This window comes from Streptomyces sp. SS8 (assembly GCF_054072955.1).
Window position 1 is genome coordinate 36,404 of record NZ_JBSVCZ010000013.1, and the last position, 22,239, is coordinate 58,642.

Here is a 22,239-nt window from a genome sequence, read left to right on the forward strand (position 1 = left end):
CCCCGGACCGAGGGGAACCGATGCGGCGTCACACCCAGAACACCTGTCCCATACGAGGCCGTATGGTGCGGGCGTCACGGCCTCCCGCAGACTGATCGCGCAGGGGGGCCGCAGGGGTCCCCCGCGCACGGTGATGACCTCACCAGGGGGAGAATTGACACAACGGAAGAGAGCGGGCGCCGCCGCGATAGCCACCGCCGTGGCCGTCGCACTGACGATGGGGCTGACCACCGCATCGTCCGCCGCCCCGAGGACCGGCCCGGACGCCGCGCCGGAGACCGCACCGAGGACCGGGCCCGGAACGGGGGCGTTCCAGGCGGGCCCGCCACAGGAAACCGACCGGACCGAGCGCGGCCGGCGCTCCGTCACCCTCGTCACCGGCGACCGGGTCGTGCTGGACCGGCACGGCAGGGTCACCTCGGTGATCCGCGCCGAAGGACGCGAGGACGTACCCGTCCGGATCGTCCGCACCGGGGACCACACCTATGTGATCCCGCAGGACGTCACCCGGCTCATCGCCGAACGCAGGCTCGACCGGCGGCTGTTCGACGTCACCGAACTCAGCCGCGAGCAGTACCGCGACAGGACCGGCACCGACGTACCGGTCATCGTCACCTACCGCGGCGCGAAGCCCGCGGCCAGGGCCGAACTCCACGCCGAGGCCGAACCGACCGTGCGCGCCGCCTTCCGGTCGGTCAACGGCGAGGCACTGGCCGTCGCCGGGGACCGCGCCGCGGACGCCTGGAAGGCCCTGACCCGCCCGGCCGGGGCGGGGCAGCTCGCGGCGGCGCCCGGAGTCGCCACCGTCTCCCTCGACGGCGTCCGCAAGGCGGCGCTCGACAAGAGCACCGCGCAGATCGGCGCCCCGGCGGCATGGAAGGCCGGCTACGACGGCAAGGGCGTCACCATCGCCGTCCTCGACACCGGCATCGACGCCGCCCACCCCGACTTCGCCGGGCGGATAGCCGCGGAGAAGAACTTCACCGACTCGAAGGACACCAAGGACCGCTACGGGCACGGCACCCACGTCGCGTCCATCGCGGCCGGATCCGGCGCGAAGTCCAAGGGCCGGTACAAGGGAGTGGCCCCCGGCGCGAAACTGCTCAACGCCAAGGTCCTCGACGACGACGGCTACGGCAGCGACTCCGAGATCATCGCCGGGATGGAGTGGGCCGTCGCACAGGGCGCCGGGGTGATCAACCTCAGCCTCGGCGGCGGCGACACCCCCGAGATCGACCCGATGGAGGACGCCGTCAACCGGCTGTCGCGGGACAGCGGCGCACTCTTCGTCATCGCGGCCGGCAACGAGGGCCCCTACGCCTCCAGCATCGCCAGCCCCGGCAGCGCGGAAGCCGCGCTGACCGTCGGCGCCGTGGACAAGCAGGACGCCCTCGCCGAGTTCTCCTCCATCGGCCCGCGCATCGGGGACGGCGCGGTCAAGCCCGACCTGACCGCCCCCGGCGTGGACATCGGCGCCGCGGCCGCCAAGGGCAGCATCATCGAGCGGGAGGGCGACCCGGTCGCCGACGGCTACGTCTCCATCTCCGGCACCTCCATGGCCACCCCGCACGTCGCCGGCGCGGCCGCGCTGCTGGCCCAGCGGCACCCCGACTGGACCGGCGAGCGGATCAAGGGCGCGCTGACGGCCTCCACCAAGCCCGGCAAGGGCTACACCGCCTTCCAGCAGGGTTCCGGCCGGGCGGATGTGAACAAGGCGCTCAAGCAGACGATCGTCGCCGAGCCGGTGTCGATCGGCTTCGGCACCGCCCAGTGGCCGCACGGCGACGACGAGCCGGTCACCAAGGACATCACCTACCGCAACCTGGGCACCGAGGACGTCACCCTCTCGCTGACCGCCACCGGCACCGACCCCCGGGGCAAGCCGGCGCCCAAGGGCATGTTCACCCTGGCCGCCGACGAGGTCACCGTCCCCGCGGGCGGCACGGCGTCCGTCGGCATCACCGCCGACACCCGGCTCGGCGGCAACGTGAACGGCGGCTACAGCGTGACGGTCACCGCGACCGGCGGCGGCCAGAGCGTCCGTACCGCGGGCGCCGTCGACCGCGAGGTGGAGTCCTACGACCTGACCGTGCGCACCCTCGGCCGCGACGGCAGGACGGCTCCCCTGTGGAGCAGCATGCTCGTCGGCTACCGGGTCGACGTCTTCAGGGGCCTGACGGGCGAGGACGGCACCACCACCGTCCGCGTCCCCAAGGGCACCTACGCCCTGTCCACCGACATCGCCCTGCCCGGCAGCACCGAGGAGGACTACCGGGGCAGCGACTGGCTCGTGGCCCCGGCGGTCCGGCTCACCAAGGACACCACCGTCACCTTCGACGCCCGCAAGGCCAAGGAGGTGAGGATGACGGTGCACGACCGCAAGGCGAAGCAGACCGGCCAGTCCGTCGAGTACACCGGCATCCTCGGCGACGAAGGCTACGTCGGCCTCTACGGCGGCATGGTGGGCGACGGGCAGAGCATGCGCACCGCGCAGGTCGGCGGCACGGGGGACGTCGAGGTCACCTCGGCCGCCACCGCCGTGTGGACCCGCGGGAACACCGAGTACAACACCTTCCACGTCCGCAAGGACGGCTTCTACACCGGCCTGAGGACACACACCGAGAAGTCCCAGATGGCCAGGCTGAAGGTCCGGCAGGGCGCCTCGGCCCCCGGCCGCACCGGCATGCTGTCCACCGTGCCCTCCGCCGTGGGCTCCTTCTTCGGAACCGAGCGCGGACTCCCGCGCACCACCACGGTCTACGTCAAGGCCAAGGGCACCCGGTGGTCGCAGTACTTCACACAGCTCGGCCCCGAGGGCGACTTCGAGGCCGACTACTACGCCGACGAACGGAAGTTCACCGCCGGCAAGACCTACCACCGCACCTTCAACAACGCCGTCTTCGGCCCCCACCTGGGCGAGTACGGCGGCATCTTCCGTGACGGCGACGACCTCTACGGCATGCTGAACCCGCTCACGGACGGCGCCGGCCACCACGGCGACGTCGCCTACGACTCGGCGCGGACGACCCTGTACCGCAACGGCAAGAAGTACGCCGAGGAGAAGGAGATCTTCGACTACACCGGCTTCACCCTCCCGAAGGGCAAGGCGGAGTACAAGCTGGTCACCACCCTCAGTCGGGCCAAGACCTCCCGGCTGAGCACCAGGGTGAGCGCCACCCACACCTTCACCTCGGCCCGCACCTCCCAGGAGACCCGCCTGGCGGCGACGACCGTGCGCTTCACGCCGAAGCTGGCCCTGGACGGCACGGCCAAGGCGATGACCACCATGCCGGTACCGGTCACCGTCCAGGGGGCGGCCGCCGGAAGGAACCTGAAGTCGCTGACCGTCCACGTCTCCTTCGACGGCGGCAAGAGCTGGAAGAAGACCACCGTCAAGAAGGGGAAGATCACCTTCAAAAACCCCGGCAGGAAGGGCACTGTCTCCTTCAGGGCGAAGGTGAAGGACGTCAAGGGCAACACCCTGTCCCAGACGATCGTCAACGCCTACCGCACCAGGTGACACCCGCGGTCACACGGGCGACACCGGGTCCGTGAGCCACCGAAGGCACCGGGGCCGTCGGCGCCCCACCAGTGACGGCACGGCCCGCCGGAGCGACCGCTCCGGCGGGCCGTGCCGCGTCACAGGGGAGGCGGGCGGGGCGGACGGGACGGGAGATGCGGGCGGTGCCGCGACACGCGACCGTTCCGCCCGGAAAGACACGTAAAGCGGCATAGGACCGCTCCTGGTGGAAACCCGTATCCGAGTACGGGGGAGTACGCAGCATGTACCGAGGACCCGAGCTGCCGAAAGGACGTGGCAGAAGTGAAGGTCGCCTTTCTCGTCGCCCCCGAGGGCGTGGAGCAGGTAGAGCTGACCGAACCGTGGCAGGCCGTGATCGACGCCGGGGGCACCCCGAGCCTGCTGTCCACCACCGGCGGGCGGATCCAGGCGTTCAACCACCTCGACAAGGCCGACACCTTCGAGGTGGACGAGCAGGTCGGCCGGGCCGCGGTCGAGGACTACGACGGGCTGGTGCTGCCCGGCGGTGTCGCCAACCCCGACTTCCTGCGGATGGACGAGGGCGCCGTCTCCTTCGTCCGGGAGTTCTTCCAGACCGGCAAGCCGGTGGCGGTCATCTGCCACGGCCCGTGGACGCTGATCGAGGCGGACGTGGTGCGCGGCAGGAAGATCACCTCCTGGCCGAGCCTGGAGACGGACCTGCGCAACGCCGGCGCCAACTGGGTCGACGAGCAGGTCTCCGTCTGCACCGACGGACCGAACACCCTGGTCAGCAGCCGCAAGCCGGACGACCTCAAGGCGTTCAACCAGGCGTTCGTGCGCGAGTTCCAGACCGTCTCGGCCTGACCCCGCCACGCCGCTTTCCGGCCCCACCCGACCCGCTGTGGGCCGCCCGCCACGCGCGGGCGGCCCACACGCGCGTCCCGGCCCCGGACGCCCGGCGGTCAGGCGCCGGTGGTGTACGCGTCCCTGGCCAGCTCACCCAGGTACTCGCCCAGCGGCTGGTGGGTCGGGGGGAAGTGCGGCCCGCTGCCGTCCTTGGGCACGACCACCACGCGGACGAAGGGCGCCAGCGCCATGTTCCCGGTGTCGATGTGCTCCTGCGAGTCGAACCGCACCGCCCACGCCACCGGATGCTCCTGCGTCAGCCCGTCCTGCACGACGATCGTGAACTCCCCTTCGGGGAAAGCCTCGTCGAGGAACCGGCGGGCGGAGTCGATGGCCTCATCCCGTGAGAGCACTGGAAGTCTCCTTGGTATCGCTCAGAACCTTCGGGGAACCGGCGGACCCCGGCGCTCGGACGGCGTGAACCCGCTTCCGGACGACCGCACCGCCATGACTGGGCGCAGCATAGGACGATACGACCGGTCCGCGCCCCCCGCCCGGTCCGTAGCACGTCGGGCACTTCCCGCAGGGCGCGGGCGAAGACCGTTCGCGGGCGGGGCTGCGGCAGGCTGCGATCCCTTCTTAGACTCCAAGTAGTGCGACAGGAACGGCAACTTGGGGGATCCGTATGGCGATTGAAAGGGTGTCGATCATCGGCGCGGCACAACCCGCCAAAGCGGAGGAGGCCCGGCTGGCCGACCTGGGACTGAGGGAACGGGCCGACCTGCAGAAGTGGATCATCGCCGACCCCTCCCTCGTCGAGCCGGGCCTGCTCATCCTGACCGAGGAGTACGACAAGTGGGCCACACAGGGCGGGGACAGGGTCCGCGATCGGCTGGACCTGCTGGCCCTCGACTCCGAGGGGCACCTCGTCGTCATCGAGCTCAAACGTGACGACGCCCCGGACGACGTACACCTGCAGGCCATCACCTACGCGGCCATGGTGTCCCGCTTCACCGAGGAGGACCTCGCCCGCATCCACGCGGACTTCCTGCGGCGCTCCGGCGAGGAGCACGACATCCCGAAAGCCCTGCAGGCCATCCGGGCGCACTGCGGCGACGAACTGGACGCCGCACTGCTCAAGCAGCCCCGGATCGTGCTGGTCGCCCGCTCCTTCCCGAAGCAGGTGACCTCGTCGGCCGTGTGGCTGAACGAGATGGGGATCGACGTCAAGCTGGTCCAGTTCCGGCTCTGGGCGAACGAGGGGACACACGTGATGACGACCTCGGTGCTCTACCCGGTGCCGGGGCTGGAGGAGTTCACCGTGGTCCCCGCCCGCGCCGAGAAGGCCGAGACGGCCCAGCGCGCCGCGAACAGCACCCGCAACCGCAAGGCGGTGCTGCGCATCATCGACAACGGCTCGGTCCAGCCCGGCCAGACGCTCCGTTTCCGCGCCTTTCCGGAGTCCATGGCCTGGGACAACAACGAGATCGAGAGGTGGGTCGCCGAGGACCCCAGGCGCGGCCGCGCCACCTGGACCGGCGACCGCGGCCGCCCCCTGCGGTGGGAGTACGACGGGCAGTGCTACGCACCGACGTCGCTTGTGAAGGAGATGGTCGAGCAGCTGACAGGGAACCGGCCCGGCTACGCCTCCGGACCCAGGTACTGGCTGGACTCCGAGGGGCGGGACCTGGCCGAACTGGCCGACCTCCCCGGCGACACCGCCCCCGACGCTCCATGAGCGCCGACACTCCCGAGCACCAGAACGCCACGCCCGTGGAAACGGACTACACGGCCGCGTCAAGGTGCCCACCTCCGGTCTGCCCGGAGTGCGGCCGGCCCATGAGGTCCGGCGGCTCCGTGCTCTCCGGGCGGCAGGACGACGGCTGGCGAGCCTGCCGGTCGCTGTGGAGCTGTGCCGGCCGGCACCTGTGGTGGAAATGGGCCGACCGGCCGGACGAGCCGCTGGAAGCGTGCCCGTTGCCGGAACTGTTCCGCTGACACCAGCGGACGCCGACAACCGGGAAGAGTTCCAGGGCAAGGCCCTTCCACCGGACCAAGCCCCCCTTTCACCTTCCACCGGTGGTGCTCGCGGCGGTACTCAAACCGCCAGGCCGGGCCGTGCCTACCATCCGGATATGGAGAACAAGGGGCTGGGTTTTCTGGTGGGGCTGGTCGTCGTGGGAACGCTCGGCTGGGCGCTCGCGGGCTCGGTGTACCTCGGCTGTGGGGAATCGGTCCGAGGGTGCTCCGTCCCCGACGGCGGCAGCTGGTACTTCGCAGCGATGATGACGATGCCGTAGCTCCTGACGTTCTTCGGTAACGCAGTCATCCGTGACGACGACTGGCGTCCGTCACTTGGCATAACAGCCGGGGCCGCCGCGGGCATCGCCTTCGCCCTGTCCAAGGACTCATGGTCATCGCGCATGTGGATCCTGGCCGCAGCACTCATGGTCATCGCGATCGGTACACCTCTGACGCTGTGGTACCGGGGGCGCAGCCGGCAGCCCTCGTGAACGAGGAGAGCCGGACCGGGGCGCGCTCGTCGCCATGGGACCGCCCGACACGTCCCCCGCGCGAGACGGAGGATGTATGACCGGATCCTGCGTCCACCGTCCGTTGCCGGCAGTCGCCCGAACGAGTGGCGGAGGACCCGGACGGGGCCGTCAGCCCTCGGCCTTGGCCACGCCGACCGGGCAGGCGACGCCCGTGCCGCCGATGCCGCAGTAGCCGCCGGGGTTCTTGTCCAGGTACTGCTGGTGGTAGGCCTCGGCAGGGTAGAAGGGGCCGGCGGGGAGGATCTCCGTGGTGATCTCGCCGTAGCCCGAGGAGGCCAGGACGGTCTGGTAGGAGTCGCGGGAGGCCTTCGCCGCGGCCTCCTGCTCGGCGGAGTGGGTGTAGATCGCCGAGCGGTACTGGGTGCCCACGTCGTTGCCCTGGCGGAAGCCCTGGGTGGGGTCGTGGGACTCCCAGAAGACCCGCAGCAGCTCCTCGTAGGTGACCTTGGACGGGTCGAAGACGACGCGGACGGCCTCGGTGTGCCCGGTCAGGCCCGAGCAGACCTCCTCGTACGTCGGGTTCTCGGTGTGGCCGCCCTGGTAGCCCGCCAGGGTGGTCCACACCCCTTCGGTCTGCCAGAACTTCCGCTCCGCGCCCCAGAAGCAGCCCAGGCCGAAGTCGGCGGTCTCCAGCCCCTCCGGGTAGGGGCCCAGCAGCGGGTTGCCCAGGACGGTGTGGGTTCCGGGGACGGTGTAGGGACGCTCCGGGCGGCCCTTGAGGGCCTCCTCCGCCGTGGGGAGGGACTTCTTGAAGTGGCCGAACAGCATGCTCAACTCTCCTCGTGGCCTCGGTGGGCCCGATGGGGCCCGGTGCCGCCTGGGGCGGGCGTACGCCGTGTGCCGTACGCCGCCCCCACGTCTCAGTGCGCCGGCGGGGTGTGCGCCGCGTCGCCGCCCAGGCTCTCGTAGCCGGCGACCGCCAGGGCGCGGTACGCCGAGTACTCCGCCACCGGGTCGCCGCCGTCGACCCAGGGCAGCGCACCGACATAACCATCCACGGCCCGCACCTGTTCCAGGGCCTGCGCGTACCGCTCGGCGCGCACCAGGAAGCACAGCAGCAGATGGCGCACGTGCGGGGCGACGGGGTGGCCGGCGGGCGCGTGGTGCAGGGCGTAGCGCGCGCCCTCGATGGCCTGTTCCACCACCGCGCTGCGGTAGAGGCCGCTGACCATGTTGGCCTCCGGCAGGTGGTCGTAGACCGCGAAGAGCGGCAGGGCCGGCAGCAGGCTGCCCTCGGGTGCCTCGCCCGCGGCGCGCTGCGCGAAGGCGTAGGCGTCCTCCTTGGAACCGTGGCCCTTGGCGGACCAGTACGGCAGCGCCACCAGGTGCGCGCCCATGTGGTGCGGTGCGCGCCTGCGCACCTCCTCCCAGCACTCCTCGAACTCGGGGCGGCGCACGCCCAGGGCGCGGGCGGCGAACAGGTCGGTGATGTACGCGGTGGGGTCGGCCGGGGCGAGCCGGATCGCCTCGCGGGCGATCTCGCGGGCCTCCTCCAGGATGATCCGCCGGTCGGCCGAGCCGGTGTCGCCCAGCGCCTGCCAGACCAGGAACTGCGCGTACACCTGCGCGCAGGCCGCGTCGCGCGGGGAGGCGGTGCGCCAGTTCCGCAGCCAGCGCGCGTCCGCGACGGGCGCGGGGGCCGGCTGCTCCTTGGTGAGGGAGGGGGGCTGGTCCGCCGGGGGAGTCTGCTCCGCGGGGGGCGCGGAGGTGGTGCGCGAGCGCGCCAGCTCCACGGCCGCGGCGCCCGCCAGGGACTGCACGCGCTGCCAGCGCAGCTCCCAGTCGTCGCCGGTCAGCGCGAGCAGCCGGGCGACGGGCTGCCAGTCCTGGGTCCGCTGGGTCTCCTCCAGCGCCTCGATCAGCTCCGGGTCGGGGCCGGGCAGCCGTACGTCGAGCCGCTCGGGCGGTACGAGGCCGTAGCGGTCCGGATCGCCGGCGGCCCGGACGCCGGGGGATCCCCCGGAACCGGTCAGCTCCCGGCGGCGGCGGATCGCGGGCACGATCAGCAGGCCGACGACGGCGGCGGTGGCGATGAGGAACAGCAGGGCTTCCATGCCTCCACCGTACGGCCCGCGGGGCTAGGCTCGTGGCCATGAGTGACCAGCACGCAGCACGGGACGAGGCGCGGGACGCGGAGCAGAACGCGGCGCGTACCCCGGCGCAGCACTTCGAGACCCTCGCCATCCACGCCGGGCAGGAGCCCGACGCCGCCACCGGGGCGGTGGTGCCGCCGATCCACCAGGTCTCCACGTTCAAACAGGACGGGGTGGGGGGCCTGCGCGGCGGTTACGAGTACAGCCGCAGCGCCAACCCGACCCGCACCGCGCTGGAGGAGAACCTCGCGGCGCTGGAGGGCGGGCGGCGCGGGCTGGCCTTCGCCTCCGGGCTGGCCGCCGAGGACTGCCTGCTGAGGACCCTGCTCACCCCCGGCGATCACGTCGTCATCCCCAACGACGCCTACGGCGGCACCTTCCGGCTGTTCGCGAAGGTCGCCGAGCGGTGGGGCGTGGAGTGGGACGTGGCGGACTCCTCCGACCCGGCGGCCGTGCGCGCCGCGCTGCGCCCGCGCACGAAGGCGGTGTGGGTGGAGACCCCGTCCAACCCGCTGCTGGGCATCGCCGACATCGCGGCGCTGGCCGACGTGGCCCGTACGGCGGGCGCCCGTCTGGTGGTGGACAACACCTTCGCCAGCCCCTATCTGCAGCAGCCGCTGGCACTCGGCGCGGACGTGGTGGTGCACTCCACGACCAAGTACATGGGCGGCCACTCCGACGTGGTCGGCGGCGCGCTGATCACCGCCGACACCGCGCTGGGCGAGGAGCTGGCCTTCCACCAGAACGCGATGGGCGCCATCGCCGGGCCGTTCGACTCCTGGCTGGTGATGCGCGGCGTCAAGACGCTGGCGGTGCGCATGGACCGGCACTGCGCCAACGCCGCGCGGGTCGTCGAACTGCTCGTCTCCCACCCGAAGGTCGTCCAGGTGTACTACCCGGGGCTGGAGACGCACCCCGGGCACGAGGTGGCGGCCAAGCAGATGCGCGACTTCGGCGGCATGGTCTCCTTCCGGGTCGCCGGGGGCGAGGAGGCGGCGGTCGAGGTGTGCGACCGGGCGGAGCTGTTCACGCTCGGGGAGTCGCTGGGCGGGGTGGAGTCCCTGATCGAGCACCCGGGCCGGATGACACACGCCTCGGCGGCGGGCTCGGCGCTGGAGGTGCCCTCGGACCTGGTGCGGCTGTCGGTGGGCATCGAGGCGGCCGACGATCTGGTGGCGGACCTGGCGCGGGCGCTGGGCTGAGCCCGGGCGGGCCCGGGCCAGCCCGGGCCGTACGGAACATCGGCGGGGATCGCGGCGGGGGCCGCGGTCCCCGCCGCCTTGCGCGGGGCGGCGTGGGGCAGGCACCCCGGTGTCACCGCCGCGTCTCCCCGGTGCGCCGGCAGTGAGCGCAGTAGCGGGCCTGCGGGACGATCTCCAGCACGCGCGGGGGGATGGGGCGGGAGCACAGCAGGCAGTGGCCGTAGCCGCCCCGGTCCATCCGCTCCAGAGCGGCCTCCACGTCGGCCAGGACCATCCGGGCGGACTCCGCGAGCCGGGCGTCGATCTCGGCGAGTTCGGCGGTCGTGGCGGTGGTGGTGTTCGCGGTGGTCCCGGCCCGCGCCGCCTCGGCCCGCGCCGTCCCGGGACGGGGTAGGCCGAACCCCCTCAGCTGGTCGAGGCGGAAGCGGCGCTGCTCCTCCAGGTCCTCGCGCAGCGCGGCCAGTTCCCGGTGGGTGAGGGTGGCGTCGTGGACGCCGGTGGCCTGGTCGTTCATGGGTCACGTCCTCGTGCGGGCGCGGGTGGTGCGTGAGTGGTACGCGGGGCGGGCGTCGCGGCGGGGGCGCGGGTGTGCGGTGTACGCGCCCCGCCCCCGTTCCGTCAGCCGGACACGCCGTCAGGCGGAGCGCTGCTGGCAGCCGACGCAGCGGCTCGCGTACGGCAGGATCTCCAGCCGCTCGGCCGGGATGGCGCTGCCGCAGCCCTCGCAGACCCCGTAGGTGCCGTTCTCCAGCCGGGCCAGCGCCAGGTCGATCTCCGCCAGCACCCGGCGGACGGAGTCCGTCTGGACGGCCAGCAGGTCCGCGGACGCCTGGTCCGCGGCCTCCTCGACGGCGTCGAGCTGGGAGAGGCGGGAGTCGCGTTCGTGCTCCAGGCGCAGACGCACTTCGTGCGCCGGGAGGCGTTCGGGAGGGTCCGCGGAGCGGGCCGCGTCGATCGTCATCGCGGTCGTGTTCCTTCCGGGCCGAGGGAGACCGATGGCATACGGGAGGGCGCGCGGCCCGTCCCGGGGGGGGAGGGTCCACGCGCCCCTGCGCTTCCACCATGGACGGCGCGGTGCCCGCGGTCCATCGGTGGCGTCACCCATTCGGGGGTGGGGGCGGGGTGTATGCGCCGGGTGGGGGAGGGGGCCCGGCCCCGGACGGGATGGCCCGCGCCACCGATCGACCGCGGCGGCCCCGCCGGGGCAGGCTGGCGGGGAAAGGGCCGGGTGATACCGGCCGGACCGCGCCGGTGGCGGATAGTGGTGGGGACGCAGGTGATCGAGGAGGACGTGCACGCCGTGTCCCTGTTCTGGCGAATCTTCGCCCTCAACGCCCTGGTGCTCGGCGCGGCCACGGCGCTGCTGCTGTGGGCGCCGGTGACCGTCTCGGTGCCGGTGCTGCTCACCGAGGCCGTCGTACTGGTCACCGGCCTGGCCGTGATGCTGGTGGCCAACGCCGCCCTGTTGCGCGTCGGCCTGGCGCCGCTGGAGCGGCTGACCCGGCTGATGACCCGGGTCGACCTGCTCAGGCCGGGGCACCGGCTGCCGGTGTCCGGGCACGGCGGGGTGGCCGATCTGATCCGCACCTTCAACGACATGCTCGACCGGCTGGAGGCCGAGCGGGCCGCCAGCAGCGCCCGGGTGCTGTCCGCGCAGGAGGCCGAGCGCCGCCGTATCGCCCAGGAGCTCCACGACGAGGTCGGCCAGAGCATGACGGCCGTGCTGCTGGAGCTGAAGCGGGCGGCCGACCGCACCCCGGACGAGGAGCTGCGCGCCGAGCTCCGGCACGCCCAGGAGACCACCCGCGGCAGCCTGGACGAGGTGCGGCGGCTGGCGCGCAGGCTGCGCCCGGGCGTACTGGAGGACCTCGGCCTGGTCAGCGCCCTCACCGCGCTGGCCGCCGACTACTCCACCCACACCGGGCTGACGGTGCGCCGCCGCTTCGACGGCGGGCTGCCGCCGCTGGACGGCGAGCGGGAGCTGGTCCTGTACCGCGTCGCCCAGGAGAGCCTGACCAACGTCGCCCGCCACGCCGAGGCCGGCAGCGTCGAGCTGCGGCTGCGCCGCACCGCCGGCGGCGTGGTGCTGAGCGTGTGCGACGACGGCCGGGGCATCGGCTCCGCCCGGGAGGGCGCCGGCATCCGCGGCATGCGGGAGCGCGCGCTGCTCGTCGGCGCCGACCTGGACATCGGCCCGGCGCCGGAGGGCGGCACCCGGGTCCGCCTGGCGGTGCCCCTGGACGGCGGGCCCGTACACGGGGCGCCGCAGGCCGGCACGACCACCACCGCACAGGAGGCGGCCGCGTGAACGCGCCCGAGCCCGGCGTCACCCGCATCCTGCTCGCCGACGACCACGCGCTGGTGCGCCGGGGGGTGCGGCTCATCCTCGACGGCGAACCGGACCTGAGCGTCGTCGCCGAGGCCGGGGACGGGGCCGAGGCCGTCGCCGCGGCCCGCGAGCACCCCGTCGACCTGGCCGTCCTCGACGTCGCCATGCCCCGGATGACCGGACTGCAGGCGGCCCGGGAGCTGTCCGCCCGCCATCCCGGCCTGCGCATCCTGATCCTGTCGATGTACGACAACGAGCAGTACCTCTTCGAGGCGCTCAAGGCCGGGGCCTCGGGATACGTGCTGAAGTCGGTGGCCGACCGGGATCTGGTGGAGGCGTGCCGGGCGGCGATGCGCGGCGAGCCGTTCCTCTACCCGGGCGCGGTCACCGCGCTGATCCGCAGCTACCTCGACCGTGTCCGGCAGGGTGAGGACATCCCCGAACGGGTGCTCACCGCACGGGAGGAGGAGGTGCTCAAGCTGGTCGCCGAGGGCCACTCCTCGAAGGAGATCGCCGAGACACTGGTCATCAGCGTCAAGACGGTGGAGAGGCACCGTGCGAACATGCTGCACAAGCTCGGGCTGCGCGACCGCCTGGAACTGACCCGCTACGCGATCCGCGCGGGGCTGATCGAGCCCTGAGCCCGGTTCCGCGCCGGCCGCCGGATACGGAAGGATGCGGGCTGGCACCGGTGGCGCCCCGCCGGCGCCGGCTCCGGGTGCCGGAGGCGGACATCTGAGGAGGAGGCGGCATGGCCCAGCGGACCGCCGTGCTCCGCTCCGCGCCGGCCCAGGTCCTGGCCCTGCTGGCGGCCCTGTCCCTCCTGCTGGGCGCCCCGGCGTCCGCCGTCCCCGTACCGGTCTCGGCGTTCGGCTCCTCGGCGCCCGGCTCCTCCGCGCCAGACTTCTCCGCCCCGGCCGTACCCACCTCCGCCGTGCCCGCCCCGGCCGCACCGCGCACCGCGGGCGCGCACACGGCCGGCGGGCCCTGCGCGGCCGAATGCGACAGCACCCCCATGCTGCACCGGGGCGCCGCGGCCGAACGGCACGCCCCGCACCCCGCGGAAGCGGCCCTGCCGGGGCGGGCCCGCCCCGCCGGGCCCGCCCCGGGCATACGCCCGCCCGCACCCCTGCCGCGCTCCGCCGACCGTCCCCCGTACACCGCACGCCATCCGGGCCGGGCCCCACCACCTCCGCCGGGCAGTTGACGTCATCCGTCGTCCCACCGCCGCGGCCGGCACCCGGCCGCGGCGCCATGCTGGAGGCATACCTTGAAACGCGCCACCGTGGTGCGGGCACTCCTCGCCCTCGCCGTGCTCGCCCTGTCCGTCTACGCCGTGGTCACCTCCTCCCCGCGGCTCGGCCTCGATCTGCGCGGCGGCACCCAGATCGTGCTGGAGACCCGTGACTCGCCCACCACCGAGGCCGACCGCGAGGCCACCGACCGCACCCTGGAGGTGCTGCGCCGCCGCGTCGACGCGCTCGGCGTCGCCGAGCCCGGCATCGCCCGCTCCGGGGACAACCGGATCATCGTCGAGCTGCCCGGTCTGCAGGACCCGCGCGAGGCCGCCGACGTCCTCGGCCGCACCGCACAGCTCACCTTCCACCCCGTACTCGGCGCCGCGGCCGAGGGGGAGGAGGCCGAGGAGGGCGAGCGCGTCCTGCCCGACGCCTCGGGCCAGCGGCTGCGCCTGGGGCCGGCCGAGCTGACCGGCGAGGGGGTGGAGGACGCCGAGGCGGCCATCGACCAGCAGACCGGCGGCGGCTGGTACGTCACCGTCGATCTGCGCGGCGAGGGCGAGGACGCCTGGGCCGAGCTGACCGGACAGGCCGCCTGCTCACCGCCCGGCGACCCCAGGCGGCGCGTGGCGATCGTGCTGGACGAGGAGATCATCTCCGCGCCGCAGGTCGATCCCTCGGTCGCCTGCGAGCGGGGCATCACCGGCGGCTCCACCCAGATCACCGGCGGCTTCTCCCAGGAGGAGGCCAAGGAGCTGGCCCTGCTCATCGACGGCGGCGCCCTGCCGGTGCCGGTGGAGATCATCGAGCAGCGCACCGTCGGCCCCACCCTGGGCGAGGAGGCCATCGAGGCCAGCGCCCGGGCCGCGGTCATCGGCACCGCGCTGACCGCGCTGTTCATCATCGCCGTCTACCGCCTGCTGGGCGCGCTCGCCGCCGTGGCGCTGGCCTGCTACGGGCTCATCTCCTACGCCGCGCTGACCGCGCTCGGAGCCACCCTCACCCTGCCGGGCCTGGCCGGCTTCGTGCTGGCGATCGGCATGGCCGTGGACGCCAACGTGCTGGTCTTCGAACGAGCACGTGAGGAGTACGCCGCCCGCGGCGGCAAGAACCTGTTCAGAGCACTGACGGAGGGCTTCCGCAACGCCTTCAGCGCCATCGCGGACTCCAACGTCACCACGCTGCTGGCCGCCGGGCTGCTGTTCTTCTTCGCCTCCGGACCGGTGCGCGGCTTCGGCGTGACCCTGTCCATCGGTGTGCTCGCCTCCATGGTCAGCGCCCTGCTGATCACCCGGGTGTTCACCGAGTTCGCCGTCTCCCGCGACGCGGTGCGCAGGCGTCCGGGCCTGACCGGCATCGCGGGCGTGGGCCGGGTGCGGGAGTGGATCAACCGCCGCGAGCCGGACCTGATGCGCCGCCGGCGGCGCTGGCTGGCGATCTCGCTGGCCGCCGTCGTCCTGGCCGGCTCGGGCATCGTGGCGCGCGGGCTGGACTTCGGGGTGGAGTTCACCGGCGGGCGGCTGATCGAGTACTCCACCGCCACCCCCGTCGACCCGGAGCGGGCGCGCTCGGCGCTGGCGGAGGCGGGCTTCCCCCGCGCCGTCGTCCAGACCTCGGGGGAGGGCGACCTCTCGGTGCGCACCGAGGAGCTGTCCAACGACGAGGCGGCCGAGGTGGCCGCGACGATCGAGGAGCTGGGCGGGGAGACGGAGAAGGTCCGCGACGAGCTGATCGGACCCAGCCTCGGGGACGAGCTGCGCAGGGGCGCCCTGATCGCCCTCGGAGTCGCACTGGCCGCCCAGATGCTCTACCTGGCGGTCCGCTTCCGCTGGACCTTCTCGGTGGGCGCGGTGCTGGCGATGGTCCACGACGTGCTCATCCTCGTCGGGATCTTCGCCTGGCTCGGCAAGCCGATCGACGGGGTCTTCCTGGCCGCGCTGCTCACCGTGATCGGCTACTCGGTCAACGACTCGGTGGTGGTCTTCGACCGGGTCCGCGAGCTGTGGGCCGCCCGGCGCAGGGAGCCCTTCGCCAGGATCGCGAACTCCGCGATCCTGCAGACGGTGCCCCGCACCGTGAACACCGGCATGGGCGCGCTGTTCATCCTGGCCGCGCTCGCCCTGCTCGGCGGCGACACCCTGACCGACTTCGCCCTCGCGCTGCTGATCGGCATCGTCGTGGGCACCTGGTCCTCGATGTTCACCGCGACGCCCCTGGCCATCGAGCTGGAGGCGCACAGCAGCGCGCCGCCGCCCAGGCCCGCGCGCTCCAGGTCCGCGGCGGCCGCGGGCCGCTTCGGGACGGGGGACGGCCGCAGGCCGGGCGACAGCGGCGCACAGGTCTGACCGGCCGGGCGCCGGCCCCGGTCCCCCCGGGGCCGGCGTGCGGCGTGTGGTGCGGGCCCGGGTGTCCGGCCGTGCGGCCGGTCCGGCGCCGACGGCACGGGACGGGGTCAGGACCGCCCGGTGTCCGAAGCGGGCGACTCCTCGAAGTCGACCCTCCCTATGTGGCGGTTCAGCGACTTCATCAGCATCCAGACGGCCAGCCCCAGCACCGCGAAGACGAGGAAGCCGAGAACGCCGGGCGTCACCTTGTTCTCGTCGAACTCCTTGGCGAGGTCGACGAGGCCGGGGGCCTGGGTGAGGGCGAGATTGGTCGGGCTCATGGCATCAATTGTCGCGGATGCCCGCGAAGAGGTCGTCCTCGGGGAGGGACGTGTCCACCAGGGACTTGGCCAGCTCGTACTCCTCCGTCGGCCAGACCTCCTTCTGGAGCTCCATCGGGACCTTGAACCAGCCGCCGTCGGGGTCGATCTGGGTGGCGTGGGCGATCAGCGCCTTGTCCCGGACCTCGAAGAAGTCCGCGCAGGGCACATAGGTGGTCAGCGTGCGCTCGGGCCGCTGGAACTCCTCCCACCGCTTGAGCCACTCGCCGTAGGGGGACTCCAGGCCGCGCTCCAGCATCGCCTCGTGCAGGGCGAGGGTGCGGGGGCGGTTGAAGCCCTGGTTGTAGTAGAGCTTCAGGGGCTGCCAGGGCTCGCCCGCGTCCGGGTAGCGGTCGGCGTCGCCCGCGGCGTCGAAGGCCGCCATCGTGATCCGGTGGGTCATGATGTGGTCCGGATGCGGATAGCCGCCGTTCTCGTCGTAGGTGGTGACCACGTGCGGCCGGAAGGCGCGGATGCTGCGCACCAGCCGCTCGGCGGCCTCGTCCACGTCCTGGAGCGCGAAGCAGCCCTCCGGCAGCGGCGGCAGCGGGTCGCCCTCGGGAAGACCGGAGTCGACGAAGCCCAGCCACTCCTGCTTCACGCCCAGGATCTCGCGGGCCTCGGCCATCTCCCTGGCCCGCACCTCGTGGATGTGCTCCTCGATGTAGGCGTCGCCCTGGAGCTTCGGATTGAGGATGGAGCCGCGCTCCCCGCCCGTGCAGGTCACGACCAGCACGTCCACCCCCTCGGACACGTACTTCGCCATGGTCGCCGCGCCCTTGCTCGACTCGTCGTCGGGGTGCGCGTGCACGGCCATCAGTCTGAGCTGTTCAGTCAAGGCTCGATCCTCGTTACCTGGTCATGGGAGACGGCTTCTATAGTGACCGAAGCGGCATCCCCTTGTATTCCCGATAGGACCGACAGGACGTGGCGATGAGTTCGGCCGACCCCGTGCGTGCGCAGCTGCCCCAGGGGCGGTACGGGCGCTCGGCGGACGAGCGCTCGGACCGCCGGCTGAAGGCGGCCGGTGCGGTGCTGGGCGCGGCGTTCCTGGCGCTGATCGCCTGGTTCGGGGTGTCCTACGTCACCGGGACGAAGGTCAGCGGCGAGCTGATCAAGTTCGAGATCGTCTCGGACCGCGAGGTGGCCGTCCATCTGGAGGTCCGCAAGGACGAGGGCGTCACCGGCGTGTGCACGGTCAACACCCTCGCGGAGGACGGCGGGGACGTGGGCCGCGCGGACTTCACCTTCGACGGGCCGCACGGCCGCGTCGACGAGGTCGTCACCGTACGCACCACGAAGCGGGCCACCAGCGCCCAGCTGGTCGGCTGTACGACGGCCGGCGGAAACTGACGGTTCCCCCGAGCCCCGAAGGTCCGACCTTCTTCCCTTTTCCGGCGGAATTGTTAGGCTCGTGGTTTCGCCCACCCATGAAGGCGCACCCTTCGGGTAGGGCGTTGCTTTATATCCCGAGAGTACCTACGAGGAGCACCTGTGACCCAGACCAGCGACAACGTCACCTGGCTCACCCAGGAGGCGTACGACCAGCTCAAGGCCGAGCTGGAGTACCTGTCGGGTCCTGCCCGCATCGAGATCGCCAAGAAGATCGAGGCGGCCCGCGAGGAAGGCGACCTCCGCGAGAACGGCGGCTACCACGCGGCCAAGGAGGAGCAGGGCAAGCAGGAGCTGCGGGTACGCCAGCTCACCCAGCTGCTGGAGAACGCCAAGGTCGGCGAGGCTCCGGCGGACGACGGCGTGGTCGAGCCCGGCATGGTGGTCACCGTCGCCTTCGACGGTGACGAGGACGACACGATCACCTTCCTCCTCGCCTCCCGTGAGTACGCCAGCTCGGACATCGAGACCTACTCCCCGCAGTCCCCGCTGGGCCGGGGCGTGAACGGCAAGAAGATCGGCGACGACGCCGAGTACGAGCTGCCCAACGGCAAGATGGCCTCGGTGCGGGTCCTGAACGCCAAGCCGTACCAGGGCTGAGCCCCGAGGGGCGGACGACGCGGCCCCCGGCCGCCACGGAGGGATCCGTGGCGGCCGGGGGCCGTTTCGCGGTCCTCACAGCCATGCTTCGCGTCCGTGCTCGGGCCGCGCTCGCGGGCCGCGAGCACGGCGCGCGGTCAGGCCGCCGAGCGGTACTTGCGCACCGCCAGGGTGCGGAAGACCACGATGATCAGCACCGACCACAGCAGCGAGGCCAGTACCGGGTTCTGCATGGGCCAGGCGTCGGGCGCCTGGTAGCCGGGCGGGAGGTTGCCGAACAGCTCGCGGGCCGCCAGCACGGTCGCGCTGAACGGGTTCCACTCGGCCACGTGCTGCAGGAGCGACGGCATGTTCTCCGAGGGCACGAAAGCGATCGAGATGAAGGTCAGCGGGAACAGCCAGATCAGCCCGCCGGAGGTCGCCGCCTCAGGGGTGCGCACCGACAGACCGATCAGCGCGCCGATCCAGGTGAAGGCGTAGCCCAGCAGGAGCAGCAGGCAGAAGCCCGCCAGCGCCTCGAGGACGCCCTCGTGGGCCCGCCACCCGACGATCGTCGCCACGACGGCCAGCACCACCAGGGTCAGCGCGGTCTGGACGAGGTCGGCCAGGGTGCGGCCGGTCAGGACCGCGCCGCGTGCCATCGGCAGGGAGCGGAAGCGGTCGACGAGGCCCTTGTGCATGTCCTCGGCGATGCCCGCGCCCGCGCCGGCCGTGGCGAAGGTGACGGTCTGGGCGAAGATGCCCGCCATGAGGAACTCGCGGTAGGCGCCGGCGTCCACGCCGGCGCCGGGGATGCTGATCGAGCCGCCGAAGACGTAGCTGAACAGCACCACGAACATGACCGGCTGGATGAGACCGAAGATGACCATCTCCGGGATGCGCATCATCCGCAGCAGGTTGCGCTTGGCGATGGTCAGCGAGTCCGACACGGACTGCCCGATGCCGCCGCCCGCGCGGGGCGCGCGGGTGGCGGGCGCGGAACCGGTGGTGGTGCTCACTTGGCGTTCTCCTTCCGGCCTGCGGCCTTCGCGGCGGACCCGGTGCCCTCGCCGTCCGGGCCGGCGCCGGCCTCCTCGGCGTCGTCCGCCGAGTGGCCGGTCAGCGAGATGAACACGTCGTCCAGGGTCGGGCGGCGCAGGCCCACGTCGTCGATCTCCACGCCGCGGGCGTCCAGCTCCCGGATGGCCTCGGCCAGGAGTTTGGCGCCGCCGACGACCGGGACGGTCAGCCTGCGGGTGTGCTCCTCCACCGCGACCGCGCCCCTGCCCAGGCCCCGCAGGACCTCCTCGGCGGTGCGGATGTCGTCGCGCTCGTGCACGACGACCTCGATGCGCTCGCCGCCGATACGGGCCTTGAGCTCGTCGGAGGTGCCGCGGGCGATGACGCGGCCGTGGTCGACCACGGCGATGTCGTGCGCGAGGCGGTCGGCCTCCTCCAGGTACTGGGTGGTCAGCAGCAGCGTGGTGCCGCCGGCGACAAGCTCCTCGATGACCTCCCACAGCGCCTGGCGGTTGCGCGGGTCCAGACCGGTGGTCGGCTCGTCCATGAACATCACGGGCGGGCTGACGACCAGCGCGGCGGCGAGGTCGAGACGGCGGCGCATGCCGCCGGAGTACGTCTTGGCGGTCCGGTCGGCGGCGTCGGCGAGGTTGAACCGCTCCAGCAGCTCGGCGGCCCGCCGCTTGGCGTCGCGCGCGGACATCTGGTAGAGGCGGGCGACCATCTGGAGGTTCTCACGGCCGGTCAGATACTCGTCGACGGCGGCGAACTGCCCGGACAGGCCGATGGAGCGGCGCACCTCCTGGGGCTGCTCGAGCACGTCGATGCCCGCCACGACCGCGCGGCCGCTGTCGGGCCGCAGCAGTGTGGTCAGCACCCGTACGGTGGTGGTCTTCCCGGCGCCGTTGGGTCCGAGCAGGCCCAGCACGGTGCCTTCGGGGACGTCGAGGTCGACACCGTCCAGAGCCCTGACGTCGCCGAAGGTCTTGACCAGCCCCTCGGCGTGGATGGCACCTGGCATGGAGGTCTCCCATGGGTGTGGGTGGTCGGAAAAGGAAGGAAAAGCCGATAACGCCGATAACGCGGGGAACGCCGAGAACGGCGAAAACCGCGGGAACCGCGCGAAAGCGGCCGCTCCGCACCGAATGCGACGGCACGCGCGGATGCGCGCGGACACACCGGGAGCGCGGCGCGGGTCAGCACTATGCAGCAACGCGATATAACGCGTCAAAAGGTTTACGGCGTGTCCCGCGGACGTGTTCCGCCGACGCGCCGGGCCGGCGTCCCCGTACGCCTCAGCCCGTCACCGTGTAACCGGCCCTGACCAGCGAGGCCTTCACCTCGGCACAGTGCTGCGGACCCTTGGTCTCCAGATGCAGGTCCACCTCCACTTCCGTCAGCCCGAGCCGGGGATCGGTCCGCACATGGCTGACGTCCAGGACGTTGGCGTCCGCCACCGACAGCTCCGCCAGGAGCGCCGCCAGCGCCCCCGGACGGTCGGTCAGCCGCAGCCGCAGCGACAGATAGCGGCCCGCCGCCGCCATGCCGTGCCGCAGCGTGCGCTGCAGCACCAGGGGGTCGACGTTGCCGCCGGAGAGCACGGCCACCACCGGCCCCTCGAAGGCGTCCGGAGCGGACAGCAGCGCCGCCACCGGGCTGGCGCCGGCCGGCTCGACGACGAGCTTGGCCCGCTCCAGGCAGAGCAGCAGCGCGCTGGAGATCGCGTCCTCGCTCACGGTGCGGACCTCGTCGACCATCCTGCCGATGATCTCGAACGGCACGTCCCCGGGCCGCCCGACCATGATCCCGTCGGCCATCGTCGAGACCGACTCCAGGGTCACCGGGCGCCCGGCGGCCAGCGAGGGCGGATAGGCGGCGGCCCCCTCGGCCTGCACCCCGACCACGCGCACGTCCGGCCGCAGCGACTTCACCGCCAGCGCCACCCCGGCCGCCAGCCCACCGCCACCGATGCCGACGACGACCGTGCGGACCTCCGGGCACTGCTCCAGGATCTCCAGCCCGACCGTGCCCTGGCCGGCGACGATGTCGGGGTGGTCGAAGGGGTGGATGAAGACAGCTCCGGTCTCGGCCGCGTACTCCTGCGCCGCCCGCAGCGTCTCGTCCACCACCTGCCCGTGCAGCCGCACCCGGGCGCCGTAGTCACGGGTCGCCGCCACCTTCGGCAGCGCCGCGCCCACCGGCATGAAGACCGTCGACCGGACCCCCAGCAGGGAGGCGGCCAGGGCGACGCCCTGGGCGTGGTTGCCCGCGGAGGCCGCGACGACCCCGTGGGCGCGCTCCTCGGCGGACATCGCGGCTATCCGCACATACGCGCCGCGGACCTTGAAGGACCCGGTGCGCTGGAGGTTCTCGCACTTGAGGTGGACGGGGGAGCCGACCAGTTCACCGAGGTGGCGGCTGCCCTCCAGCGCGGTCGTCCGGGCCACCCCGGAGAGCGTCTTCTGGGCGGCGCGTACGTCGTCGAGGGTGAGTGCCGGCGCGTCGTCGCGGCCGGTGTGCTGGACAGTGCTGGCGACCATGCCGCCAGTCTGGCAGCCCGGCCCGCGGGCGGCTCGCGGGGACTCCGGCCGCCTCCCGGGCCCCCGCGGAGCCCGGGCGGGGGCCGCGCACCGCTGCCCGCCGGGGAGCCGCTCATTCGTACGCTGCCGGTACGGGGCGGGCACGGGACGCGTACTCTGTGGCACACCCTCAGCCCGTCGTACCCCGTATTCACGAAGAAGCGAGCAACCGGCCATGCCCACGCACCCGGACATGACGA

Annotated in this window: 21 protein-coding genes; 11 read left to right on the forward strand and 10 right to left on the reverse strand. The window is 72.7% G+C overall.

Going from position 1 to position 22,239, the window contains the following annotated elements; translation table 11 throughout:
* Nucleotides 1-154: 154 nt before the first annotated feature.
* Both ACW69E_RS14630 and ACW69E_RS14635 read left to right on the forward strand, forming a co-directional pair.
* Nucleotides 155-3,520, forward strand: a complete 3,366-nt coding sequence (locus ACW69E_RS14630) for a S8 family peptidase (protein WP_457498663.1) — start codon at nucleotides 155-157, stop codon at nucleotides 3,518-3,520.
* 303 nt (nucleotides 3,521-3,823) lie between these two features.
* The gene (locus ACW69E_RS14635) at nucleotides 3,824-4,366 is read left to right on the forward strand and encodes a type 1 glutamine amidotransferase domain-containing protein (protein ID WP_457498765.1); all 543 of its coding nucleotides are present in this window, start codon (nucleotides 3,824-3,826) and stop codon (nucleotides 4,364-4,366) included.
* A 98-nt stretch (nucleotides 4,367-4,464) separates the two neighbouring features.
* Here ACW69E_RS14635 and ACW69E_RS14640 read toward each other — a convergent pair whose 3' ends face one another.
* A complete protein-coding gene (locus ACW69E_RS14640; RefSeq protein WP_093852339.1) occupies nucleotides 4,465-4,761 on the reverse strand; it encodes a YrhB domain-containing protein in 297 nt (98 codons plus the stop codon).
* 272 nt (nucleotides 4,762-5,033) lie between these two features.
* On the opposite strand from ACW69E_RS14640, the gene ACW69E_RS14645 reads away from it, so the two are divergent.
* Together ACW69E_RS14645 and ACW69E_RS14650 are read left to right on the forward strand one after the other, a co-directional pair.
* Nucleotides 5,034-6,086: a hypothetical protein gene (locus ACW69E_RS14645; RefSeq protein WP_457498664.1), complete on the forward strand. Its 1,053-nt coding sequence runs from the start codon at nucleotides 5,034-5,036 to the stop codon at nucleotides 6,084-6,086.
* A 397-nt stretch (nucleotides 6,087-6,483) separates the two neighbouring features.
* A complete protein-coding gene (locus ACW69E_RS14650) occupies nucleotides 6,484-6,648 on the forward strand; it encodes a hypothetical protein (protein ID WP_457498665.1) in 165 nt (54 codons plus the stop codon).
* Nucleotides 6,649-7,011: 363 nt separating this feature from the next.
* On the opposite strand, the gene msrA is transcribed toward ACW69E_RS14650, so the two are convergent.
* Together msrA and ACW69E_RS14660 are read right to left on the reverse strand one after the other, a co-directional pair.
* Complete coding sequence (gene msrA / locus ACW69E_RS14655; RefSeq protein WP_457498666.1) at nucleotides 7,012-7,671, reverse strand: peptide-methionine (S)-S-oxide reductase MsrA; 660 nt, start codon at nucleotides 7,669-7,671, stop codon at nucleotides 7,012-7,014.
* Nucleotides 7,672-7,763: 92 nt separating this feature from the next.
* Complete coding sequence (locus tag ACW69E_RS14660; RefSeq protein ID WP_457498667.1) at nucleotides 7,764-8,957, reverse strand: hypothetical protein; 1,194 nt, start codon at nucleotides 8,955-8,957, stop codon at nucleotides 7,764-7,766.
* Nucleotides 8,958-8,995: 38 nt separating this feature from the next.
* Between ACW69E_RS14660 and ACW69E_RS14665 the strand changes: the two genes are divergently transcribed.
* A complete protein-coding gene (locus ACW69E_RS14665) occupies nucleotides 8,996-10,198 on the forward strand; it encodes a cystathionine gamma-synthase (protein ID WP_457498668.1) in 1,203 nt (400 codons plus the stop codon).
* A 112-nt stretch (nucleotides 10,199-10,310) separates the two neighbouring features.
* On the opposite strand, the gene ACW69E_RS14670 is transcribed toward ACW69E_RS14665, so the two are convergent.
* Together ACW69E_RS14670 and ACW69E_RS14675 are read right to left on the reverse strand one after the other, a co-directional pair.
* Nucleotides 10,311-10,712 carry a TraR/DksA family transcriptional regulator gene (locus ACW69E_RS14670; protein WP_457498669.1) on the reverse strand — a complete coding sequence of 134 codons (402 nt, stop codon included), beginning with the start codon at nucleotides 10,710-10,712 and terminating at the stop codon, nucleotides 10,311-10,313.
* Between the two features lie 120 nt (nucleotides 10,713-10,832).
* Nucleotides 10,833-11,159 (reverse strand): TraR/DksA C4-type zinc finger protein, encoded by a 327-nt coding sequence (locus ACW69E_RS14675; protein WP_457498670.1) that lies wholly within the window; start codon nucleotides 11,157-11,159, stop codon nucleotides 10,833-10,835.
* Between the two features lie 339 nt (nucleotides 11,160-11,498).
* Between ACW69E_RS14675 and ACW69E_RS14680 the strand changes: the two genes are divergently transcribed.
* The 4 genes from ACW69E_RS14680 to secD all read left to right on the forward strand — a co-directional run bounded on the left by ACW69E_RS14680 (nucleotide 11,499) and on the right by secD (nucleotide 16,110).
* Nucleotides 11,499-12,506: a HAMP domain-containing sensor histidine kinase gene (locus ACW69E_RS14680; RefSeq protein ID WP_457498766.1), complete on the forward strand. Its 1,008-nt coding sequence runs from the start codon at nucleotides 11,499-11,501 to the stop codon at nucleotides 12,504-12,506.
* Nucleotides 12,503-13,168, forward strand: a complete 666-nt coding sequence (locus tag ACW69E_RS14685; protein ID WP_457498671.1) for a response regulator — start codon at nucleotides 12,503-12,505, stop codon at nucleotides 13,166-13,168. Before ACW69E_RS14680 ends, ACW69E_RS14685 begins: the two co-directional genes overlap by 4 nt.
* Nucleotides 13,169-13,278: 110 nt before the next feature.
* On the forward strand, nucleotides 13,279-13,734 hold the full coding sequence (locus ACW69E_RS14690; RefSeq protein WP_457498672.1) for a hypothetical protein: 456 nt from the start codon (nucleotides 13,279-13,281) through the stop codon (nucleotides 13,732-13,734).
* 63 nt (nucleotides 13,735-13,797) lie between these two features.
* Nucleotides 13,798-16,110, forward strand: coding sequence for a protein translocase subunit SecD (gene secD / locus ACW69E_RS14695; protein ID WP_457498673.1), 2,313 nt, complete (start codon nucleotides 13,798-13,800; stop codon nucleotides 16,108-16,110).
* Nucleotides 16,111-16,217: 107 nt separating this feature from the next.
* Here secD and ACW69E_RS14700 read toward each other — a convergent pair whose 3' ends face one another.
* Entirely contained in the window at nucleotides 16,218-16,430 is a 213-nt protein-coding gene (locus ACW69E_RS14700) for a hypothetical protein (protein WP_457498674.1), read from the reverse strand.
* 4 nt (nucleotides 16,431-16,434) lie between these two features.
* Nucleotides 16,435-17,307: a mycothiol conjugate amidase Mca gene (mca, locus tag ACW69E_RS14705; RefSeq protein ID WP_457498675.1), complete on the reverse strand. Its 873-nt coding sequence runs from the start codon at nucleotides 17,305-17,307 to the stop codon at nucleotides 16,435-16,437.
* A 95-nt stretch (nucleotides 17,308-17,402) separates the two neighbouring features.
* On the opposite strand from mca, the gene ACW69E_RS14710 reads away from it, so the two are divergent.
* Nucleotides 17,403-17,822, forward strand: a complete 420-nt coding sequence (locus ACW69E_RS14710; RefSeq protein ID WP_457498676.1) for a DUF4307 domain-containing protein — start codon at nucleotides 17,403-17,405, stop codon at nucleotides 17,820-17,822.
* A 141-nt stretch (nucleotides 17,823-17,963) separates the two neighbouring features.
* A complete protein-coding gene (gene greA, locus ACW69E_RS14715; protein ID WP_457498677.1) occupies nucleotides 17,964-18,461 on the forward strand; it encodes a transcription elongation factor GreA in 498 nt (165 codons plus the stop codon).
* 137 nt (nucleotides 18,462-18,598) lie between these two features.
* On the opposite strand, the gene ACW69E_RS14720 is transcribed toward greA, so the two are convergent.
* The 3 genes from ACW69E_RS14720 to ilvA all read right to left on the reverse strand — a co-directional run bounded on the left by ACW69E_RS14720 (nucleotide 18,599) and on the right by ilvA (nucleotide 22,000).
* A complete protein-coding gene (locus ACW69E_RS14720; protein WP_457498678.1) occupies nucleotides 18,599-19,459 on the reverse strand; it encodes an ABC transporter permease in 861 nt (286 codons plus the stop codon).
* A complete protein-coding gene (locus ACW69E_RS14725) occupies nucleotides 19,456-20,481 on the reverse strand; it encodes an ATP-binding cassette domain-containing protein (protein WP_457498679.1) in 1,026 nt (341 codons plus the stop codon). Before ACW69E_RS14725 ends, ACW69E_RS14720 begins: the two co-directional genes overlap by 4 nt.
* Before the next feature lie 274 nt (nucleotides 20,482-20,755).
* The gene (gene ilvA / locus ACW69E_RS14730; protein ID WP_457498680.1) at nucleotides 20,756-22,000 is read right to left on the reverse strand and encodes a threonine ammonia-lyase; all 1,245 of its coding nucleotides are present in this window, start codon (nucleotides 21,998-22,000) and stop codon (nucleotides 20,756-20,758) included.
* Nucleotides 22,001-22,239: the final 239 nt, after the last annotated feature.